We start from the raw sequence: 16,838 nt of genomic DNA on the forward strand, positions 1-16,838 counted from the left end.
GGCTCCTGCGTGCCTGGTTTGGCAATCTGGATAATCTGGCTGGTTTCAAAAAAACTTTGATATGAAAAAAATCTTCTCCTCGGTCCTCACGACGTTTCTCCTGGCCACACTCTGCACCTTTCCCGGCGCCGGCAACGCGGCGCAGGAAGTTGTTTTTGGACAGGTCGCATCGCAAACCAACCCGGCGTCGGCAGCCAACGCCAAAGGCCTTGTCGTGGGCATCCAGACTTACTTTGCCAAAGTCAACGCCAAAGGCGGCATCGCGGGCAACAAGCTCAAGCTGGTGACGCTTGACGATGACCTGCAGGGCCCGAAAATGCTGGAACTGACCCAACAGCTGGTTGCCGACCCCTCCATTGTTGGCCTGCTGGGCTTCCTCAACAGCGCCGGGCTGGCTGAAATAGCCAAACAGGATTTGCCTGTGAAGGCGGGCATCGCACTGATCACACCGCTTCAGGGTGACAAGAACGTGATCAGCGCCGGGAACGTGTTTCCCCTGCGCAGTGGTTACGCCGACGAAGTCACTGCCTTGCTCAAGGAAGCCAAGAACTGGGAGAAGAACGAAGTAGCGATCGTCAACATGAGCATTGCTTTTGGACCGCCCCTGGCTCAACTGGCAATCCAGCAGGCCAATGCGCAAGGCCTGAAAATCGCAACCCATCAAGTGATTGATGTCAGCCCCGCTGCATTTGACGCCAGCGTTAAAGCGGCGGTTGCAGCAGTGTCCAGGACGCAGCCGAAAGCAGTCCTGGTGCTGGCAGCCGGCAAACCCGCCTCTGAATTCATCAAGGCCTTCCGCGAGGCACCTGGTGGCGCCACGCAAATCTATGGCTTGTCCGTGCTGTTGCACGACGCGCTGGTCAACGCCGTTGGCGCAGACAAGGCGCGGGGTATCGTGTTGAGTCAGGCAGTTCCCTACCCCTTCATTCCAAGCAAGGCCGTCATCAACGAATACCTGACGGACATGAATAAATATGCGGCAGGACAGCCACTCTCCTTCTCAAGCCTTGAGGGCTACCTGGGCGCCAAGATAGCCGCAGAAGCCGTGCAACGGGCCGGCAGTCAACCCACACGAGCGAAAGTCCTGGCGGCGCTGACGAACCTCGGTGAATTCGACCTGGGTGGACTCTATGTCAAATACACGCCAGCCAAACGCCAGGGCTGGGGCGGCGTGGAGCTTTCAATCATCAATGGCCAGGGAGCGTTAAAAAAATAACGCGCAGACGACAAGGCGACAAAGCGACAAAACGATTTCTGCAGCTCAGTCATCAACCCAAGGTGAAGTAAAACTCTGCCCCTTGTCCTTCGACGGCGTGCGCCCAGACCCGCCCGCCGTGCTTGGTGATGATCCGATGGACGGTGGCCAGTCCTATACCGGTCCCCGAGAAATCCGCAAACGAATGAAGCCGCTGGAATGTGTCAAAAAGCTTGTCGGCGTAAGCCATGTCAAATCCGGCGCCGTTGTCCTTGACGAAATAGACTGTCGCGCCATCAACTGCAGGCTCGCAGCCGATCTCAATCCGTGCCGCCGCCTGCTTTGAGGTGAACTTCCACGCGTTGCCCAGCAGGTTATGAATAACGACCGACAACAAGAGAGGATCGCCATACGCCCGCAAACCGTCCTGAATGTGCACCTGCACCACGCGCTCCGGCTCCCACTCTCTGCACTCCTGCTCTACCCGCCGCGCGATGGCCGCAAGGTCGACCTCCTGGAGCCGCAGCGGATCGCGTGACAACTTCGCAAGCGAGAGCAGGCCATCAATCAACTCGCCCATCTGCCGGGCTCCTGCGCGAATCCGGTTCAGGTAGTGTTTTTCCTTCTCGCCAACCTTATCCCCGACCATTCGCTCCAGCAGATGGCTGAATCCATCGATCGTATTCAGGGGCGTGCGCAGGTCGTGTGACACGGAATACGAAAAAGCTTCCAGCTCCTTGTTCACAGTTTCCAGCTCGGCTGTGCGCTGCTGCACACGCTCTTCAAGGTCGGCATTGAGCCGAAGAATTTCGTTCTGCGCCCGCTTCCGCTCGCTGATGTCGCGCTCGACTGCCACCCAATGGGTGAACCAGCCCTTTTCGTCGGCGATGGGCACGATGTCAATCTCCAGCCAGAACGCCTCTCCTGCCTTGGTGTAGTTGATCAGTTCGGCTCGAATCGGCCGCCACTTCTCCATTGCGGAACGGATGCGGTCCAACTCAGCGCGTTGGGTGTTCGGCCCCTGAAGAATCCTCGGTGACTGGCCGATCACCTCTTCGCGGCGATAGCCGGTGCGTCGCTCGAAAGCGTCATTGACGAACACAATACGCGGTCCAGGCTCGTCGATGGGCTCGGCTTCCGTGATCAGCACAATATCGTTCTGGCGGGACACGGCAGTCTCCAGAAGCCGCAACTTTTCCTCGGTCGCCCGGCGTGCCGTGATGTCTTCTGTCACGGCAATGATGTGCGTCGGACGCCGGTCCGCCGAGCGTACAAGGGATACCGTTGAGCGAACCCACACGGCAGCACCACCCTTTTTCAGATAACACTTTTCATCGGTAAAGCTATCGAATTCGCCCGCCAGCATACGGTCCCTCAGAGCGTCATAGCGGGCGCGGTCCTGGGGATGCGTCAGCTCACGCGTATCCATCGTTCGCAACTCGGCCTCCGTGTAGCCAAGGGTCGCGCAGTAGGTGGGATTGGCCATCAGCAGCCGTCCATCGGGTGTGTTCATCACGAGGCCGGATGCAGCGGTACCAAACATCAGCTGAAAAAGCTCCTGGCTGACTTTCAGCTTTTGCTGCACCTCAGCCCGGTGGGTGACTTCTGCCTGCAATTCTTGCGTTCGCACAAGCACACGGCGGCGAATCTGCATATTCCAGGCAAGCACCAGCGTCGTAATCGCGATGATGGCCAAGCCAATGCCACTCATCCAACGAAATAGGCCGGGATCGATGCCCGGTGAGGGCTCATACATCCACCCGTCCAGCGAATAGTCCGTCCGCACCAGACCCAGGTTCGCCAGAGCCTGCGCGATGGCCTCGAATCGGGCCGGGTTCATATGCCCAATCTCCACGACATCCGGCAGCATGAATGGACGCATCTCCCGGGCCTCCCGCAGCAGGGTCTCGCGCGTCAGCCCCCGTTTCGTGACACCGTCCATACCCAGGATCAAACCGACGATTTCATCCTCATGCCTCATGGCGTAGTCCCAGCCTTTGCGGCTGGCGCGCAGGAACGCGGCGGCGTGCCCGGGGGCTTTTTCGACTTCGGACTCCGTCGTGAAGAGAATGTCCCCGTAGAAGTCCACGCCGTAGTCAGCGCTTTTGATGGTCGCCGGCGTAACGCCACGGGCGCTCAACTGCGCTGGCTCCGCCGTGGCGTAGGCCGACATGGCGTCCACCTTGCCGTCGATCAGGTCCTCGAGCCTCCAGGTCTGGGGAAGAATATTGACGAGCTTCGGATCAATGCCATTGTTTTTCAACATGGCGCGCAACTGGATGGCGCCCTGGTCTTCCGACATCATGACCTTCGCGCCAACCAGGTCGCTCAGTTTGCGAATATTGCGATCCTTCCGGCTCATGATCACATAAGGCGAATGCTGGAAAATGGCCGCCATCGCCACAAGGGGACGCCCACTGATCCGGCTTATTAAAAGATCGGAATCGCCAATACCGAACTGGGCGTCACCGCTGAGGACTTTGGCCAGGACCTGTCTGTCCAAGCCACCCTCATTGATCGTGACTTCAAGCCCTTCGTCTCGATAAAAACCTTTCGCTTGCGCGGCGTAATAGCCAGCGAACTGGAATTGATGCAGCCACTTGAGTTGGAGCGTCACGCGCTCTGAAGGCACGGCACCGGACGCACCGAAAGCTGGGCCGACACAAATCGTCCACAGTACCAAGGCCGTCAAAGTGGCGCGCCCTGCCGAATGCCGTCTCACCAAGGTCAGCAAGGACCTTGCGGAAGGGATCAAGCGGGACATCTGTTTTTGTCTGGCACGCACGTTACTCTTTATTCAGTGGCCTATTCAACGGAGCGCTGGTTTTGTTGAATTGATGGCTGTTGAATTGACAGCTGTTGAATGGATGGCTCAGTTTTGATTCATTTTATTCAGATGCTTGCCGGGAGCTGAATCTATTGGAGACTGTGTCTGCCGTGCTGGCGAAGCGCTGCGGGTGGGGCCGCCGCGAGGTAATTGGCTCGATCTGCGTCGAGACCCCGACAGCCTCGAGGCGGGACGACGGGATCGCTGCAAAATAATGTCTGTTATTTATTGAATGAATGATTGAATGGGACGCTGGTCAGACGTTGGCTTGCAAAGTGTTCAGCATTTGCGCACTGGTTGACAGCACCACGCCGCGGCGAACCATGTCATCCAGGAACGCCTGGTGCTGCACTTCAAAGCCGCCGACAGGGCTCATGCAATCGGTGAGCAACACCACTTTGCCTGTCTTGCCGGAGGGAAGGTTCAGGGCGATGTGCTCGGTGGTCGCCTTCACGCAGTGGCTGCTGGCCTCGCCGGCGATGACAAGCAGGTCCGACTGGTCCAGGGAAGCAATCAAGGCCGTGTTGAGTTGCGTCGCGGGGTCTTCTTCATCCGGCACCTCGGCCTGCAGGGCGCTGTAGTGCTCCGTCCAGGGGTTGCTGCCTTTGCTGATTTTCTGCACCATGGCCAGCCGGCTGTCTTCCCAATGGTTGTAGGCGGCCTTTACCGCGGGGTGGACGTTATGACCCCAGCTGCCGATTTCACAGTGCACCGGCCAGACCATCAGGGTGTAGCGGCCACGCTTTTCCAACTCGTCGATATAGGCCAAGGCTTTCGGCAGCATTGAAGGGTCTTTGGGCGCATAGTCACCCTTGCGCACCTGCGCGGCCGTGATGGGCGTGAACGGCCCCACGGCTTCACCCGCGCCGGTTTTCCAGAAGGTCGGGTGGGCAATGTCAAACCTGTGGTGGGAGTCCAGTGTCACACCGATGGCGGAGATGCCGGAAGCGCCTTCCCGTATCAGCTTCGCCAGGCGCAGCATGTCTGCGTGGGCGCCTGCCACAGGCAAGGCGGGGGAAGTGGCGGCCCCCGTGACAGGGTCGATGGGCCGCCAGTCGGCCGGCAGGTCGCAAAAGTCGTTTTGCGGGTCGATGATCAGAAGCTGTATGGTTTTTTTCATGTGGTCCTCCATTGATCTTGAATGGGTACAACGTGAATTGGTGCAACGCCGTCGACTCTCGCAGCAGCCGGTAGCGGGTAGTGGTTACGCCACCAGGATTCCCTTGGTGGCGCAAACACCGATTCTGGCTTCCATACCTGCAGTGAACCGCAGAAAGTCCGATTCCATGCCATCCGAGAAGATTACTCCGTTGTCCGGCATGCGCGAACGCAGCGTCAGCACTTCCGACTCCCCGATCTCGCCATAGAGCAGGGAAGTCTGGGAAGCCCGGCTGGCGAAAGGCTCCCGCACGGCGAAGATCAGATGATCCGTGTCGCGGGGCATGGGTTCGTAGCCATCGCCCTGCCCATGCCCCACGGCCCTGGCAATACCGACCGAACCCGTGACGATGCTTTTAAGCCAGGCCGTGGAGCCCAGTCCGGTCGAGACGATCAGGCCGGAAGAGGACTGCGCCTCTTTCATTCCCCGAAACTCGATGTCGTAGAGCGCCGACGTATGGCTTTTCGGGCCTATGAACAAATCGTTGACGCCTCGCAGCACCTGGCCGTCAGACAGCGTGGCCTCCGCCATGGTGACCAGCGAGGTGGAGCGGCTGTCCCTGGCCACCCCGGGCAGTACCGCGCCCACCTGCGACGGTTCAAAGGGAAGCAATACGCCGTCCCAGCGTTTGGGTTCCGGGTTGACACCGACCAGCGGCTGGCCGTTCAGGTATTTCAGGGTATTGGCCACCATGCCATCCTGGCCCAGCGTCACCACGATGTCGTCCGGCGCAAAGATGTAGTTGGTCAGGTGCGCGCGGTCGATGATCTGGTAGCGGCCCCAGGCCTGCAGCGCCTCCACCACCACTCGCAGGCTGGAGGCATAGGCCTCGTTTTCCCGCAGGTAGTCGGTGAAGTCCGCACCCAGGTGCTCCAGGTAGAACCTGGCCTGGCCCAGGGTCTGGTAGCGCGCCACCAGCTCTTCCAGTCGGGTCTGGCGGGTCACCAGGACGACCTTGCGGTTCTCGGCTGCAGACATGCTTGCTTCCTTTCACTTACTTAATTATTTACTTGCGGGCCGCGGCTGCCTGCCCGAGCCGGGTGCTGGCGCTTGCACCGGCAAGCAGTGAATTGAGCAGCTCGGGTGACATGTTCAGCTGGCCGATCTTCTCGGCCTTGTCGGCAATGCCGCCGAAGGCCTGGGCGATCAACTGGGCCGGGTCCATGCCGGCGGAGGCCAAGGCCTGGATGGTGCGGGGATCCACCGCCTGGAAGGTTTTCATGATGGCGTCCAGCCGGGCAGCCTCGGCCTCGGCCAGGGTGCGCGAGTTGGCGGCCTGGCCATTCACGTACAGCTTGCGCTTTTCTTCCAGCGAAACGTCCGCGTCCATCTGTTCAGTGCGCAGCGCGTTTTCCTTGCGCATGACCGATGCCTTGGCCGCCATCCTGGCATCTTCGATCTGGCTGCGCTTGTCTTCCACGGCGACTTCCGTGTCCAGTTCATTCTCCCGGATGGAGCGCTCGTTCTGGACCGCGGCCATGCGGCGCAGGTAGATGGCGTCATCCGCGGCTTTCAGGTTGGCCTCGCGGGATTCGGCTTCCAGGGCCCGGGCAATATCTGGTGTGGGCTTGATGGCCAGGATGGAGACGCCAAGGACTTGCAGGCCCAGGGCAGCTATCTCGGGCTGGGTGCCAAGGCTGGCTTCGGCATGCCGGGCGATTTCGGCTGAGGACAGCAAGGCCTCCTTGAGGGCCAGGGCCTGGACTTTTTGCTGGATGATCACCTGGACCTGCATGCCCACCCGGTCACCGAGCTTGAGCGGATCGTCCGATGCATAGCCCTGACCATTGGCCTTGAGGGAGAAATCCATCAGGCGGGCGGTCAGCTGGGGCGTTTTGACCTGGTAGGTGACCTGACCCTGCACCGTGACATTCTGGAAGTCGGACGTCACCAGGGTCAGCATGAAGGGGTGATGGGCGCTGGCCACGGGTACCGCCACCACGGTGGAAGTGGGCGCGTAGTAGTAGAACGACTGGCCGGCGCCCTCACGCACCACTTTCCCCTTTTTGAACTGGATCAGGTGAACCGTCGGTTGGGACTTGATGAATCTGATGCCTAACATGGTGCGCTCTCCTTTTGGTTGCTGAACCGGCTGTTGAATTCAATAGGTTGTACTGAACAACCCAATATAAGTTGCATAATACAACTTAATTCAGGTTTGTCAACGAGGAGCGCAAACATGGCGACCAAAGAAAGCAAGCTGAGCTTTGAACGACCGTTGACCACGGTCGATGTGGTGATCTTCACCGTGTTGGATGACCACTTGCAGGTCCTGCTGGTCAAGCGGCCCGATGGGCCTGCGGAGCCCTTCCCGAATGCCTGGGCCCTGCCTGGCGGCTTTGTGGACGTGAGGAAGGACGACACGCTGGAGGCCTGCGCCAGGCGCAAGCTGCTCGACAAGACAGGCGTGAAGAGTCCTTATCTGGAGCAACTGGGCAGTTGGGGAGGCAAGAGCCGCGATCCGCGCGGCTGGTCGGCAACGCATGCCTACTTTGCCTTGTTGCCGGCTGACTCCGTACAACTGGCGCAGGACGAGGCCGCACCGGCCAAGTGGCACCCGGTGGACGAACCATCACCCCGCAAGCGGCTGGCGTTTGACCATGGCGACATCCTGCAGGCGGCACTGGAGCGCCTGCGGAGCAAGGTGGAGTACACCTCGCTGCCCGCGTTCCTTCTGCCCGAACCGTTCACGCTTCCACAACTGCAGAAGGTCTATGAAGTCGTTCTGGGACGAGCCATCGACAAGAGTGGTTTTCGCACGCGCGCCCTGGCGGCTGATTTCCTGAAGGAGGACGGATTCCTCGACGTAGGATCGCCCCGGCCGGCGATGGGCTACCGCCTCAAAACCCGTGAATCCGCGGTTTACTTCCCCAGAACGTTTAGCCCCAGGAGTACTTAGAGCGGCTAACAAAACGTGTGCAGAGAACGAACGCAGATGACGCAGCAAGCCAGAGAAAGCAAAGCCACATGGATACCGGGGCAATGCCGTAATCGCCGCGCATGCTGATGAAGTGGGTCTGGATTAGGCCATTGGTCGACGCACCGCAGATGAAAAGGTTCCAAAAAGCACCCAGAACGCACGGTTGCCAACCGCATCGCGCAACACCGTCACGGTCGTGAGGAGCAGTTGGCCGAGGGTCTGTGGGCCAGCGGTCGGAATAGCATCTTCCTTGGCGCCGAAAGGCCTAAGGCCGATTTCCGCAGGGCAGCCCTGACGCCTCCGATGGAGGCCAATGCGTCCATGTTGAGTGCTACTTCGGTGTGCGTTTATTAGCCTTCTATCCTAGGCAGCATCGAGGCGGCAGGAATGAATATTGTCGGATGACTTTTGCCAAAATCGCAAATTTGGTTTGCCGAGGGGCATTGATGAAAACGAAGTAGCTCCAAGCGACCGGCTCACGGCCGCAGCATGCAAGCGCGTTGTAATTCTGGGCTTGCCATCAGGAAATTTTTCAAGCCACTACTAATCCTTCGCGAAACGTTGCGCATACTCTTTGGGACTCACCCCAAGTCGCCGAGCAAATGCTTTTCTCAGCACATCCACGCTGTTGTAGCCGCACCGGCGGGCAATCTCCGCCAAGGAGCGGCCCCCAAGCTCCAGCGCTCTGCAGACGGACTCGAGTCGAACCTCTTCGACGTACTTTGCTGGCGTTGTATTCAACTCGCGCTCGAAGGTTCGAATCAACGTACGCACGCTCGTGGATAGACGGTCCGCTAGAACCTCGACCGAGAGGTCCAGTTGCAGATGCTCGCTTATCCAGACCCGCAGTTGCTCCAGATTGGGGCTGAGCCCATGCTGTGCCTGCAGGGAGACGCTGAACTGCGCCTGACCGCCGGGGCGCCGTAAAAAGAGAACCAGGTTCTTGGCGACGTCCAGGGCGATGTCGTTGCCCAGGTCCTCGCCAACAAGGGCAAGTGCAAGGTCAATGCCGGCTGATATGCCGGCCGAGGTGTAGACGTTGCCATCCTTCACCCAGATGGGATTCGGATCAACCAGCACCCTGGGGTAGCGCTCAGCCAAACGACGTGCCATCGACCAATGCGTCGTGGCCCGGCGGCCGTCTAAGAGCCCCGCCTCAGCGAGCGCGAACGCTCCGACGCATATCGAGCACACTCGCCGCACTTTCCGCGAACAAGCACGAATCCAGTCCGCGACGAAGTCGTCCAACCGGTCAATGGGTGTGGCACCCGTCGTAACAATCAAGGTATCGATAGGTCGGTTCGAACGACTCTCTTGCTCAAGTGTCTTGTGCCCTCTGAAACCGATGCCTGTCTCGCTCTCCATGTACAACTCCGGCCCAGCACATACGAGTTCCAACACGTAAGGAGCCCGTTCTCCACTGCGCAGGTAATTTGCAAAGGTAAAGACCTCGGCTGGGCCTATGACGTCGAGCGCGTCTACCGGGGGCAAGCCCAAAATCACAACCCGCCTCTGCGCCGCGCCTTCGAGCGGCTTGCCAGGATTTTTTCGTTTTGTCATCGGTTTTTCCTTCGCCAAGCACATCCCATTTTGGCATTAAACATCCAAAAAATGTCATTTATGCCGCTGCATATGCTCCTAAAGTAGAAGCCAGTCATCGATACCTTTTAGGAGTAAGCATCATGGAAGAACCAATTCTCATCGGAGGAATCGGCGCTCCAAGTTCCGTGCTGGCCCGCAAAGCTGCATCCCTCGTGGACCGCGTTCATTCAACAGCAATGAAGAACCATGTCCACCGCACGTGGTGGTTCTCTGAATTCCTGGGTCGCAAGCGCGGCATGAAATACGACCGCGAGGCCGTGTACCTCGCATCCCTGCTTCACGACCTGGGCCTGACCAGCGAGTACATGGCCGACCAACGCTTTGAGGTCGATGGCGCAGACGCGGCAAGCCGCATTCTCATGGCGGACGGCTACGCGGAATCATCGGCTCAACTGGTTTGGGATGCGATTGCGCTTCACTCGAGCGCGGGCATCGCCGAACGCAGAGAACCGGAAGTCGCGTTGGTCCACATGGGCGCGCATGTGGATGTGATGGGCCTCCGCATGGACGAAATCACGCCATCCCTCATCGACGACACGCTGGCCCTGTACCCCCGTGTCGGATTCAAAGCGGCCTTTCAGCAGGCTCTGGCGGAAGTGGCCCGGAACAAGCCTCATACAACCATCGGCACAGGATTGGCCGATATCGGACGTCGCCATGTCCATGGATTCGAGATTCCCGACGTATGCGACTTGCTCGACCATGCCCCCTTTGAGAGTTGAACCCCGCGAGGCGCGGGATTTTGTGTCCCTTGTCGGTGCAGTGCACTTGGTGCCTATGCCGCTTAACTTAATGGAGAAATCGTCATGAACAAAGCAGACATTCTTGTGAGCGGTGCAACCGGCCGCACCGGCGGCGTTGCCATCGACACGCTGTTAAAGATGGACAAGCGCGTGAGGGCGTACGTCCGCAAGGACGGCGAGGACGCTGCCGCACTTCGAAAGAGAGGTGTGGAAATTGCCATCGGCGATTTCACTGATATCGACACCATCAAGGCCGCCATGCAGGGCATCCGCTCGGCCTACTTTTTGCACCCCATAAGTCCGGGCATCGTCCAGGCCAGCGCCTTCTTCGCGCAGGCGGCGAAGGAGGCTGGCGTCTCGGCCATCGTCAACATGTCGCAAATCTCGGCACGCCGTGACTCGAAGAGCAACGCGGCCCGGGACCACTGGATGTCGGAGCGCGTCTTCGATTGGTCTGGTGTCCCGACAACCCACCTGCGTCCCACCTTCTTCGCGGACTGGCTGGTGTATCCGCATTTCGCCAAGGAGATTTGGGCGAGCAAGAACATTGTGTTTCCCTTCGGCAAGGGGCGGCATGCGCCCATCAGCACGGACGACCAGGGGCGCGTCATTGCGCACATCCTGAGCGCACCAGAGGGCCACGGTGGGAAAATCTACCCGTTGCACGGACCGCGCGAGATGGACCATGACGAGATTGCTGCGGACATGAGCGAGGTGCTCGGCGCAAAGATTTCGTACTCCCCTCTGTCGATTGAAGCGTTCCGGCAAAGGATGGAGCAGTCATACAAGTTCAACCCATTCCTCGTGCAACATCTTTGCGAGGTCGCTCAGGACTACCAAAACGGCGTGTTCTCCGGGACCAACGACATTGTCGAGAAAGTCACAGGCACGCCACCGCTGTCGATTCCGGAGTTCATTGCCCAGAACCGCGCAGCCTTCGTCTGATATTTGGTCGTGGTTCCCAGCATGCCATCAATCCATCAGCTACCGACGTTGGACCAATGCAGTTGCTTTGCGCTCAAGCGAGCTGCCCGTCAAATCTCCAGACTGTATGACGCGCACCTGCAGCCCACCGGCCTGCGCATCACACAGTTTCTGATTCTGGCAGCGCTGAAGGAAAGGAAGCGTGCATCGGTCAACGCTCTCGCCGACAAGCTCGATACCGAGCGGACGGCGATGGGAAAGATGGCTACGACGTTGGAGCGTGACGGTCTGGTCCGGATTGGGCCGTCCCCGACAGACGGGCGTACTCGAATCGTCGAACTGACCGACGAAGGCACCAGGCTGTTTGAACAGGCTGAACCACTTTGGAGCGAGGCGCAATGTCGCGTGGAGCGGCTCAACGGCAAGGAAAAGGTCGGCGCCCTGCGCGCCGAATTGGCGGAGTTGATGACGGACGGCGTGTAGCGGCCGCGCGTGACGCGACTGCCGGTCTACTGAATTCAACGAATTACCAGAAAGAGAGATTCGATATGTCGAAAACTTGGTTCATTACAGGCGCGAGCAGCGGGTTTGGTCGCCAGCTCACCGAGATTCTTCTTCAGCGCGGCGACCGCGTCGCCGCCACCGTGCGCAAGCCTGACGCGTTGGCCGACTTATCGTCGCTGTACGGTGGCCGCCTCTGGGTGGGCGTCCTCGACGTAGTTGATGGTGCCGCTGTCCGTCGCGTCGTCGATGAAGCGTTCGTAGACTTGACGCGCATTGATGTGGTGGTCAGCAATGCCGGCTACGCCTTGCTCGGCGCAGCCGAGGAAGTCAGCTGACGGGCATTGACCATCAGGCGGACCTGCGCTGCAAGCAGCCCAGGTCCGGCCAGATCCGACTCGCCAAGCGTCAAAAGGCGTGATTGATACCCATCTGGATACCGGACGCCTTCGCCCCCGGTATGCCCTCCGGTGACGAGTCAGCCGTCACATACGCGGCATTGCCGTAATTGGTGATGCGCGAGTAAGCGCTATAGAGCGTCGTCCGTTTGCTCAGGGCGTAGGTGTACCCGACGGCCGCCTGCCGGGCATCGTCCGCGTCTACCCCTGGGCCAGAGCGATTGGAGCGGGCAAAGGACGCCTTGACGTGGCCAGCGCCTACGGGAACCGCGGCACCAACCAGCACGTTGGTTTGCTTGTCGCTGCCAAGCTTGTGCTGCAGGTAGTTGACGTAAGCCTTGACGATACCGAAGTCGTAGCTTCCTCCGACAGTAGCCGTGGTGTAGTTATTCGCGCCTGCAGCCGTTCTGCCGTATGCCGTGGCGACGTTGAGCGGCCCGGACTGGTAGCCAAGTCGGCCACCGGTGTGACGCGCGCCGTTCACGCCCTCAGCCGCCGCGAACATGAACTGTCCATAGACGCCGCCAAGGTTGCCGGGCAGAAAGTAGCCCACAGAATTGCTCGCCCGGGTCAGTGTTTTTGCACTGCCGAGGCCGATCGGCCAACCTTCAATGATGTTGCTGCTGCCGCCTACACCCACCGTTCCGAAGGGAGCAAACGTGGAAATATTCCAGAACACGGGCGTGTTATCGCGCCCTAGACGCAACTCGCCGTAGTCCCTGCTCATCAAGCTGACGGTCGAGCGGCGGCCAAACAACGCGCCCTGTATGGCGCCGGTGTCCGGCAGTATTCCGGTTTCGAGCCAGAATCCTGCCGAAAGACCTCCGCCCAGATCTTCAACGCCGCGAAATCCAATGCGGCTCGGCAAAAGGTAGCCTCCCTGGTCCATTCCCGTGGCCGAATTGCCGCCAGCCTTCGAGTACGTGAGGTTGAGGTCGATGCTGCCGAAGATGGTGACGGTGGATTGGGCAAATGCGGTGCCCAGGGCGCCAAAAGCAAGAATAGCTGCGAGTGATTTCTTCATGATGGTTCTCTTGGATAGTGGAAGTGGATTGCCTCAGCGCTGGCAAGACGAGGGGAAAGGAGCGGTCAGGGGCGGTCCGGCGCGATCGGAACGCGACCAAGCGTGGCGAGATGACGGTCCTGTCGACATGCAAAGAAAAAAAGGCATGTCTCGGTGTTGCGGGTCAGTCCACCTTCATGCCGACTTTCCTGATCAGCGCCGCAGCGTCGCCCGCTTCGGCTTTGACCAGCGCGGCGAACTGCGACTGCGGCATGGGAGCGACCTCAGCGCCGAGCGTCTCCAGGCGCTCGCGCACGACGTCTGACTTCAGAACCTTGGCCGTTTCTGCGTGGATGCGCTCCACCACGTCCGCCGGCGTCCTGGCCGGCACAAACATGCCAACCCAAAAGGTGTAGTCCGACCCGGTGAAGCCCGCTTCGAGCGTCGTCGGCACATTCGGCAGCGCAACGGAGCGCTTGGGGGTCCCGACCGCGAGTGCGACCAGCTTGCCGCCCTTGATCAGCGGCAGTGCAGAGACCAGGGGGGCGAAGAACCAGTCGATCCGACCCGCCATGACCTCGTTCAACGCCTCGGGCGTACCTTTGAACGGGACGTGGTTCGCATTAATCCCCGCCGAGGCTCGGAACTTCTCCGCGTTCATGTGCGTAGCGCTGCCGTTGCCCGCCGAGGCGTACATGTACGTCCCTGGAGCGGCTTTCGCCTTCTGAACTAGTTCCTGCACCGTCTTGAAGTCCTTGCCCGGCCCTGTCACCAGCACATTTGGCAAGGTCGCAAGCATCGTGATCGGCGTGAAGTCCTTCAATGTGTCGTACTTCAGCGCCGGGTACAGCGCAGCGTTGGCGACGTGACTTGCGGAGTGAATGAGCACCGTGTACCCATCGGCGTTGGCGCTCGCGACCTGTGAGGCGCCCAAGGTACCCCCTGCTCCCGGTTTGTTCTCAATGACGATGGGCTGCTTGAACGCCTTCCCCAACTGCTCGCTGATCGTTCGTGCGATGACATCTGTACCGGAACCCGCAGTGAATGGGACCAGGAACTTGATGGGTTGCCTCGGATAGCTGTCTTGCGCCCGCACGAGCGATGAGTGACCGACGAGCCCGGCGACAACGCCGGCCATCAGTACATTGAGCGCGTGACGACGGTTTTTTGGGTTTGATTTCATGTATGTCTCCTCGTTCCTCGAATGCAAATTGATTGACTGCTACTGCTAAGCCTTGTTGGGCATGACCAGTAGCACGGTGGCGGGTGAATCGGTTTGGTTGAGTAGCTGCCGTGCCTCTGCCGGCTCGATGCGGCAGCTGTCCAGGGGCCTCAACTTGGCTTCCCGCACGATGGCGCCCTGGCGGGCGACGACAGTCAGTTCGCCCGATAGCACGACATAGAACTTCTCCACATCGGAGGCAGCAGATGTCGTGCCTCCTCCGGGTTCGATGACGGATAGACCGATCCAGACACTCTGGCTCGGTCCGGCCTCTTTGCCCTGCAGACGCCGCATCACCATGCCTTGGTGACCGGGCGCGTCGTAAAGGGGTGCGCTGTTGTGCTCAACGATATTCATGGTGCGGCTCCGACCTTAGGGCGCGAGAACAATGCGGTCGCGCGTGCCTTCAAGCACACGGCGATAGGCGTTCGGCGCTTCTTCCAGAGGAAGCAGGGTCGTCTCGTCGACGTCGAAGGCCTTCAGCGAGCCGTCCTCGAAGCCGGGCAGCAGCAGCGTCAGGATCTGGGCACACTGGCTCACGTCCAGTTTCAGGCTGTCCACGCCCAGCATCTGCAGATTGCGTCGATAAAAACCCAGGATATCGAAGGGCACGTGGCGCTCAATCGTCGAGATGAGAATCTGCATGCCTCCCACTGCGAGGCTGTCCATCGCTGTCGCGAAGTACGGCGATCCAACGGTGTTGTAGGCGATGTCGGCCCCTCGCCCCCCCGTCGCACCAAGAACTGCGGCGGCCAGGTCTTGCTGCGACCCGTTGACCATGTTCACGGAACCCGTGCTATGGCCCACATAGGCTTCGGCGCCCACCTCCACGCCCACCACGGTGGCGCCCGCTCGCGTTGCCAGTTGAACTGCCGCCTGGCCGACCTTGCCATTGGCGCCGAACACGACCACCGTCTGGCCGGCGCCTTTGAGGCCGGCGCGGCGCAGTCCCTCATGCGCGGTGACGAAAGGCACGCCGATCGTCGCGGCCGCGGCGAGCGACATCGTGCTCGCGGTGCGCGTCAGCGCCTGCACCGGTAACACCAGGTAGCGCGCGTGCGTACCGTCGCGTGTGATGCCCAGGTCGCCGCCGGTGCCCCAGACCTCGACGCCGATCCACTCGCGCGGTCCGGCGACAACGCGACCGGCGAAGTCGCGGCCCGGGATTCGTGGCCAGATGGCACGCGGCATCAGTCCGAGCGCCGCCTTCACGTCACTGGGGTTCACTGCGGCCGCAAGGACTTCAATCACCGCCTCGCCAGGTGCCGGCTCGGGCAGGGGCATTTCGACGATCTGCGGCAGCAGCGCATCCGGGGTGACGGCCTTTTGGGTCAGACGCAAGGCACGTCCGATAGCTTGGTTTCTCATGGTGTATTCCTCTCAGTAAGCAATTGCAGGGAGCCGGGCGTTGCCGCTCACGGTTGATTCGAGGGGCGCAGCCCCCAACGCTCGCGAGCCTGCCGTGGCGTGGCGAGCCGGCCGCCAAGGTCCTCGACGATTCTTCGGGCCCTGCTCACGAGTTCGGCGTTGCTCTTGGCCAGGACGCCGCGGTCCAGATAGATGGTGTCCTCCAGGCCAACGCGCACATTGCCGCCGAGCAGGTAGGTCTGTGCCACGGCGGGGAATGCGTGACGGCCGATGGCAAACGCGGACCACTGCGCCGTCGGCGCGATCAGCGAGCGGGCGTGCCACAGGGTTTCGGGCTTGAATGGCATGGCGTAGCGCACGCCCATCACCAGGGTGTAAAGGCCGGGGCCCTCGAGGCTGCCATCGGCCATCAGCGCCTGGGCGAGCATGAGATCTCCGCTGTCGAAGCATTCGAGCTCGGGAACCGCACCGGCCTCGCGGATGACCTTGGCCATCCTGCGAACATTCTTCGGCGTGTTGATGACGACCTGGTCGCCCGAGTTCATCGTATTGAGGTCGAGCGAGCAGATATCGGGCTTCAGCGCGGCAATATGCGCGACCCGACGCTCGGGAACCATCAGGTTGCTGCCGGGCGCAGCCACCTGCGGATCGTCATCACTTGGGACGAACCTCCCGCCCGGCCCCGTGGTCAGGTTGATGATGAGGTCTGCACGCCGAGTCCGGATTTCTGCGACAACCTCGGCGTAGAGCTCGACGTCCATGGACGGCCGGCCCGTCTGCGGATCGCGCACATGGATGTGCACGACCGCCGCACCTGCCTCCGCTGCTTCAAGGCATGCGGTGGCAATCTGGGTCGGCGTGATGGGCAGATGAGGCGTCTGCTCCGGCGTGGTCAAGTTGCCTGTGACGGCGCAAGTCAGAATGGTGGGTTGTTCCATCGGGGGTCTCCGGCTATCTATGTTTGGGCGCTTATCCG

At 60.5% G+C, this 16,838-nt stretch carries 17 protein-coding genes; 7 read left to right on the plus strand and 10 right to left on the minus strand.

Features of this window, described 5'->3' with window-relative positions; translation table 11 throughout:
* Positions 1 to 61: 61 nt before the first annotated feature.
* Positions 62 to 1,216 (plus strand): ABC transporter substrate-binding protein, encoded by a 1,155-nt coding sequence (locus tag AC1DS5_RS08500; RefSeq protein ID WP_477717816.1) that lies wholly within the window; start codon positions 62 to 64, stop codon positions 1,214 to 1,216.
* Between the two features lie 52 nt (positions 1,217 to 1,268).
* Here AC1DS5_RS08500 and AC1DS5_RS08505 read toward each other — a convergent pair whose 3' ends face one another.
* A complete protein-coding gene (locus AC1DS5_RS08505) occupies positions 1,269 to 3,812 on the minus strand; it encodes an ABC transporter substrate-binding protein (protein WP_477717817.1) in 2,544 nt (847 codons plus the stop codon).
* On the opposite strand from AC1DS5_RS08505, the gene AC1DS5_RS08510 reads away from it, so the two are divergent.
* Positions 3,796 to 4,077 carry a hypothetical protein gene (locus AC1DS5_RS08510; RefSeq protein ID WP_477717818.1) on the plus strand — a complete coding sequence of 94 codons (282 nt, stop codon included), beginning with the start codon at positions 3,796 to 3,798 and terminating at the stop codon, positions 4,075 to 4,077. The genes AC1DS5_RS08505 and AC1DS5_RS08510 overlap by 17 nt on opposite strands.
* A 201-nt stretch (positions 4,078 to 4,278) precedes the next feature.
* Here AC1DS5_RS08510 and AC1DS5_RS08515 read toward each other — a convergent pair whose 3' ends face one another.
* The 3 genes from AC1DS5_RS08515 to AC1DS5_RS08525 form a co-directional block, all read right to left on the minus strand.
* Positions 4,279 to 5,142: a cysteine hydrolase family protein gene (locus AC1DS5_RS08515; protein ID WP_477717819.1), complete on the minus strand. Its 864-nt coding sequence runs from the start codon at positions 5,140 to 5,142 to the stop codon at positions 4,279 to 4,281.
* 84 nt (positions 5,143 to 5,226) lie between these two features.
* Positions 5,227 to 6,159 carry a diacylglycerol kinase catalytic domain-containing protein gene (locus tag AC1DS5_RS08520; RefSeq protein ID WP_477717820.1) on the minus strand — a complete coding sequence of 311 codons (933 nt, stop codon included), beginning with the start codon at positions 6,157 to 6,159 and terminating at the stop codon, positions 5,227 to 5,229.
* Positions 6,160 to 6,187: 28 nt separating this feature from the next.
* Positions 6,188 to 7,243, minus strand: a complete 1,056-nt coding sequence (locus AC1DS5_RS08525; RefSeq protein WP_477717821.1) for an SPFH domain-containing protein — start codon at positions 7,241 to 7,243, stop codon at positions 6,188 to 6,190.
* Positions 7,244 to 7,360: 117 nt separating this feature from the next.
* On the opposite strand from AC1DS5_RS08525, the gene AC1DS5_RS08530 reads away from it, so the two are divergent.
* A complete protein-coding gene (locus AC1DS5_RS08530) occupies positions 7,361 to 8,080 on the plus strand; it encodes an NUDIX hydrolase (RefSeq protein WP_477717822.1) in 720 nt (239 codons plus the stop codon).
* Positions 8,081 to 8,644: 564 nt separating this feature from the next.
* On the opposite strand, the gene AC1DS5_RS08535 is transcribed toward AC1DS5_RS08530, so the two are convergent.
* On the minus strand, positions 8,645 to 9,661 hold the full coding sequence (locus AC1DS5_RS08535; protein WP_477717823.1) for a GlxA family transcriptional regulator: 1,017 nt from the start codon (positions 9,659 to 9,661) through the stop codon (positions 8,645 to 8,647).
* A gap of 122 nt (positions 9,662 to 9,783) precedes the next feature.
* Between AC1DS5_RS08535 and AC1DS5_RS08540 the strand changes: the two genes are divergently transcribed.
* The 4 genes from AC1DS5_RS08540 to AC1DS5_RS08555 all read left to right on the plus strand — a co-directional run bounded on the left by AC1DS5_RS08540 (position 9,784) and on the right by AC1DS5_RS08555 (position 12,209).
* A complete protein-coding gene (locus tag AC1DS5_RS08540; protein ID WP_477717824.1) occupies positions 9,784 to 10,425 on the plus strand; it encodes an HD domain-containing protein in 642 nt (213 codons plus the stop codon).
* A gap of 84 nt (positions 10,426 to 10,509) precedes the next feature.
* Positions 10,510 to 11,391 carry an NmrA family NAD(P)-binding protein gene (locus AC1DS5_RS08545; RefSeq protein ID WP_477717825.1) on the plus strand — a complete coding sequence of 294 codons (882 nt, stop codon included), beginning with the start codon at positions 10,510 to 10,512 and terminating at the stop codon, positions 11,389 to 11,391.
* A 21-nt stretch (positions 11,392 to 11,412) separates the two neighbouring features.
* Positions 11,413 to 11,853, plus strand: a complete 441-nt coding sequence (locus tag AC1DS5_RS08550; RefSeq protein WP_477717826.1) for a MarR family winged helix-turn-helix transcriptional regulator — start codon at positions 11,413 to 11,415, stop codon at positions 11,851 to 11,853.
* A gap of 65 nt (positions 11,854 to 11,918) precedes the next feature.
* Positions 11,919 to 12,209, plus strand: a complete 291-nt coding sequence (locus AC1DS5_RS08555) for an SDR family NAD(P)-dependent oxidoreductase (protein WP_477717827.1) — start codon at positions 11,919 to 11,921, stop codon at positions 12,207 to 12,209.
* Positions 12,210 to 12,279: 70 nt separating this feature from the next.
* Here AC1DS5_RS08555 and AC1DS5_RS08560 read toward each other — a convergent pair whose 3' ends face one another.
* From AC1DS5_RS08560 to AC1DS5_RS08580, 5 genes are all read right to left on the minus strand, one after another.
* Positions 12,280 to 13,293: a porin gene (locus AC1DS5_RS08560; protein WP_477717828.1), complete on the minus strand. Its 1,014-nt coding sequence runs from the start codon at positions 13,291 to 13,293 to the stop codon at positions 12,280 to 12,282.
* Between the two features lie 163 nt (positions 13,294 to 13,456).
* On the minus strand, positions 13,457 to 14,455 hold the full coding sequence (locus AC1DS5_RS08565; RefSeq protein WP_477717829.1) for a tripartite tricarboxylate transporter substrate binding protein: 999 nt from the start codon (positions 14,453 to 14,455) through the stop codon (positions 13,457 to 13,459).
* Positions 14,456 to 14,500: 45 nt separating this feature from the next.
* Positions 14,501 to 14,851, minus strand: coding sequence for a cupin domain-containing protein (locus tag AC1DS5_RS08570; protein ID WP_477717830.1), 351 nt, complete (start codon positions 14,849 to 14,851; stop codon positions 14,501 to 14,503).
* A gap of 15 nt (positions 14,852 to 14,866) precedes the next feature.
* Positions 14,867 to 15,862 (minus strand): quinone oxidoreductase family protein, encoded by a 996-nt coding sequence (locus tag AC1DS5_RS08575; protein WP_477717831.1) that lies wholly within the window; start codon positions 15,860 to 15,862, stop codon positions 14,867 to 14,869.
* Between the two features lie 47 nt (positions 15,863 to 15,909).
* Positions 15,910 to 16,800: a beta-keto acid cleavage family enzyme gene (locus AC1DS5_RS08580; RefSeq protein WP_477717832.1), complete on the minus strand. Its 891-nt coding sequence runs from the start codon at positions 16,798 to 16,800 to the stop codon at positions 15,910 to 15,912.
* Positions 16,801 to 16,838: the final 38 nt, after the last annotated feature.

The organism is Polaromonas sp. P4_H1 (assembly GCF_056400945.1).

Bases quoted from the DNA above. Each gene is read 5' to 3' on its own strand.
- AC1DS5_RS08500 (WP_477717816.1), top strand. From the start codon at position 62: ATGAAAAAAATCTTCTCCTCGGTCCTCACGACGTTTCTCCTGGCCACA.
- AC1DS5_RS08540 (WP_477717824.1), top strand. From the start codon at position 9,784: ATGGAAGAACCAATTCTCATCGGAGGAATCGGCGCTCCAAGTTCCGTG.
- AC1DS5_RS08555 (WP_477717827.1), top strand. From the start codon at position 11,919: ATGTCGAAAACTTGGTTCATTACAGGCGCGAGCAGCGGGTTTGGTCGC.
- AC1DS5_RS08580 (WP_477717832.1), bottom strand. From the start codon at position 16,800: ATGGAACAACCCACCATTCTGACTTGCGCCGTCACAGGCAACTTGACC.
- AC1DS5_RS08550 (WP_477717826.1), top strand. From the start codon at position 11,413: ATGCCATCAATCCATCAGCTACCGACGTTGGACCAATGCAGTTGCTTT.
- AC1DS5_RS08530 (WP_477717822.1), top strand. From the start codon at position 7,361: ATGGCGACCAAAGAAAGCAAGCTGAGCTTTGAACGACCGTTGACCACG.
- AC1DS5_RS08515 (WP_477717819.1), bottom strand. From the start codon at position 5,142: ATGAAAAAAACCATACAGCTTCTGATCATCGACCCGCAAAACGACTTT.
- AC1DS5_RS08565 (WP_477717829.1), bottom strand. From the start codon at position 14,455: ATGAAATCAAACCCAAAAAACCGTCGTCACGCGCTCAATGTACTGATG.
- AC1DS5_RS08560 (WP_477717828.1), bottom strand. From the start codon at position 13,293: ATGAAGAAATCACTCGCAGCTATTCTTGCTTTTGGCGCCCTGGGCACC.
- AC1DS5_RS08545 (WP_477717825.1), top strand. From the start codon at position 10,510: ATGAACAAAGCAGACATTCTTGTGAGCGGTGCAACCGGCCGCACCGGC.
- AC1DS5_RS08570 (WP_477717830.1), bottom strand. From the start codon at position 14,851: ATGAATATCGTTGAGCACAACAGCGCACCCCTTTACGACGCGCCCGGT.
- AC1DS5_RS08535 (WP_477717823.1), bottom strand. From the start codon at position 9,661: ATGACAAAACGAAAAAATCCTGGCAAGCCGCTCGAAGGCGCGGCGCAG.
- AC1DS5_RS08520 (WP_477717820.1), bottom strand. From the start codon at position 6,159: ATGTCTGCAGCCGAGAACCGCAAGGTCGTCCTGGTGACCCGCCAGACC.
- AC1DS5_RS08525 (WP_477717821.1), bottom strand. From the start codon at position 7,243: ATGTTAGGCATCAGATTCATCAAGTCCCAACCGACGGTTCACCTGATC.
- AC1DS5_RS08575 (WP_477717831.1), bottom strand. From the start codon at position 15,862: ATGAGAAACCAAGCTATCGGACGTGCCTTGCGTCTGACCCAAAAGGCC.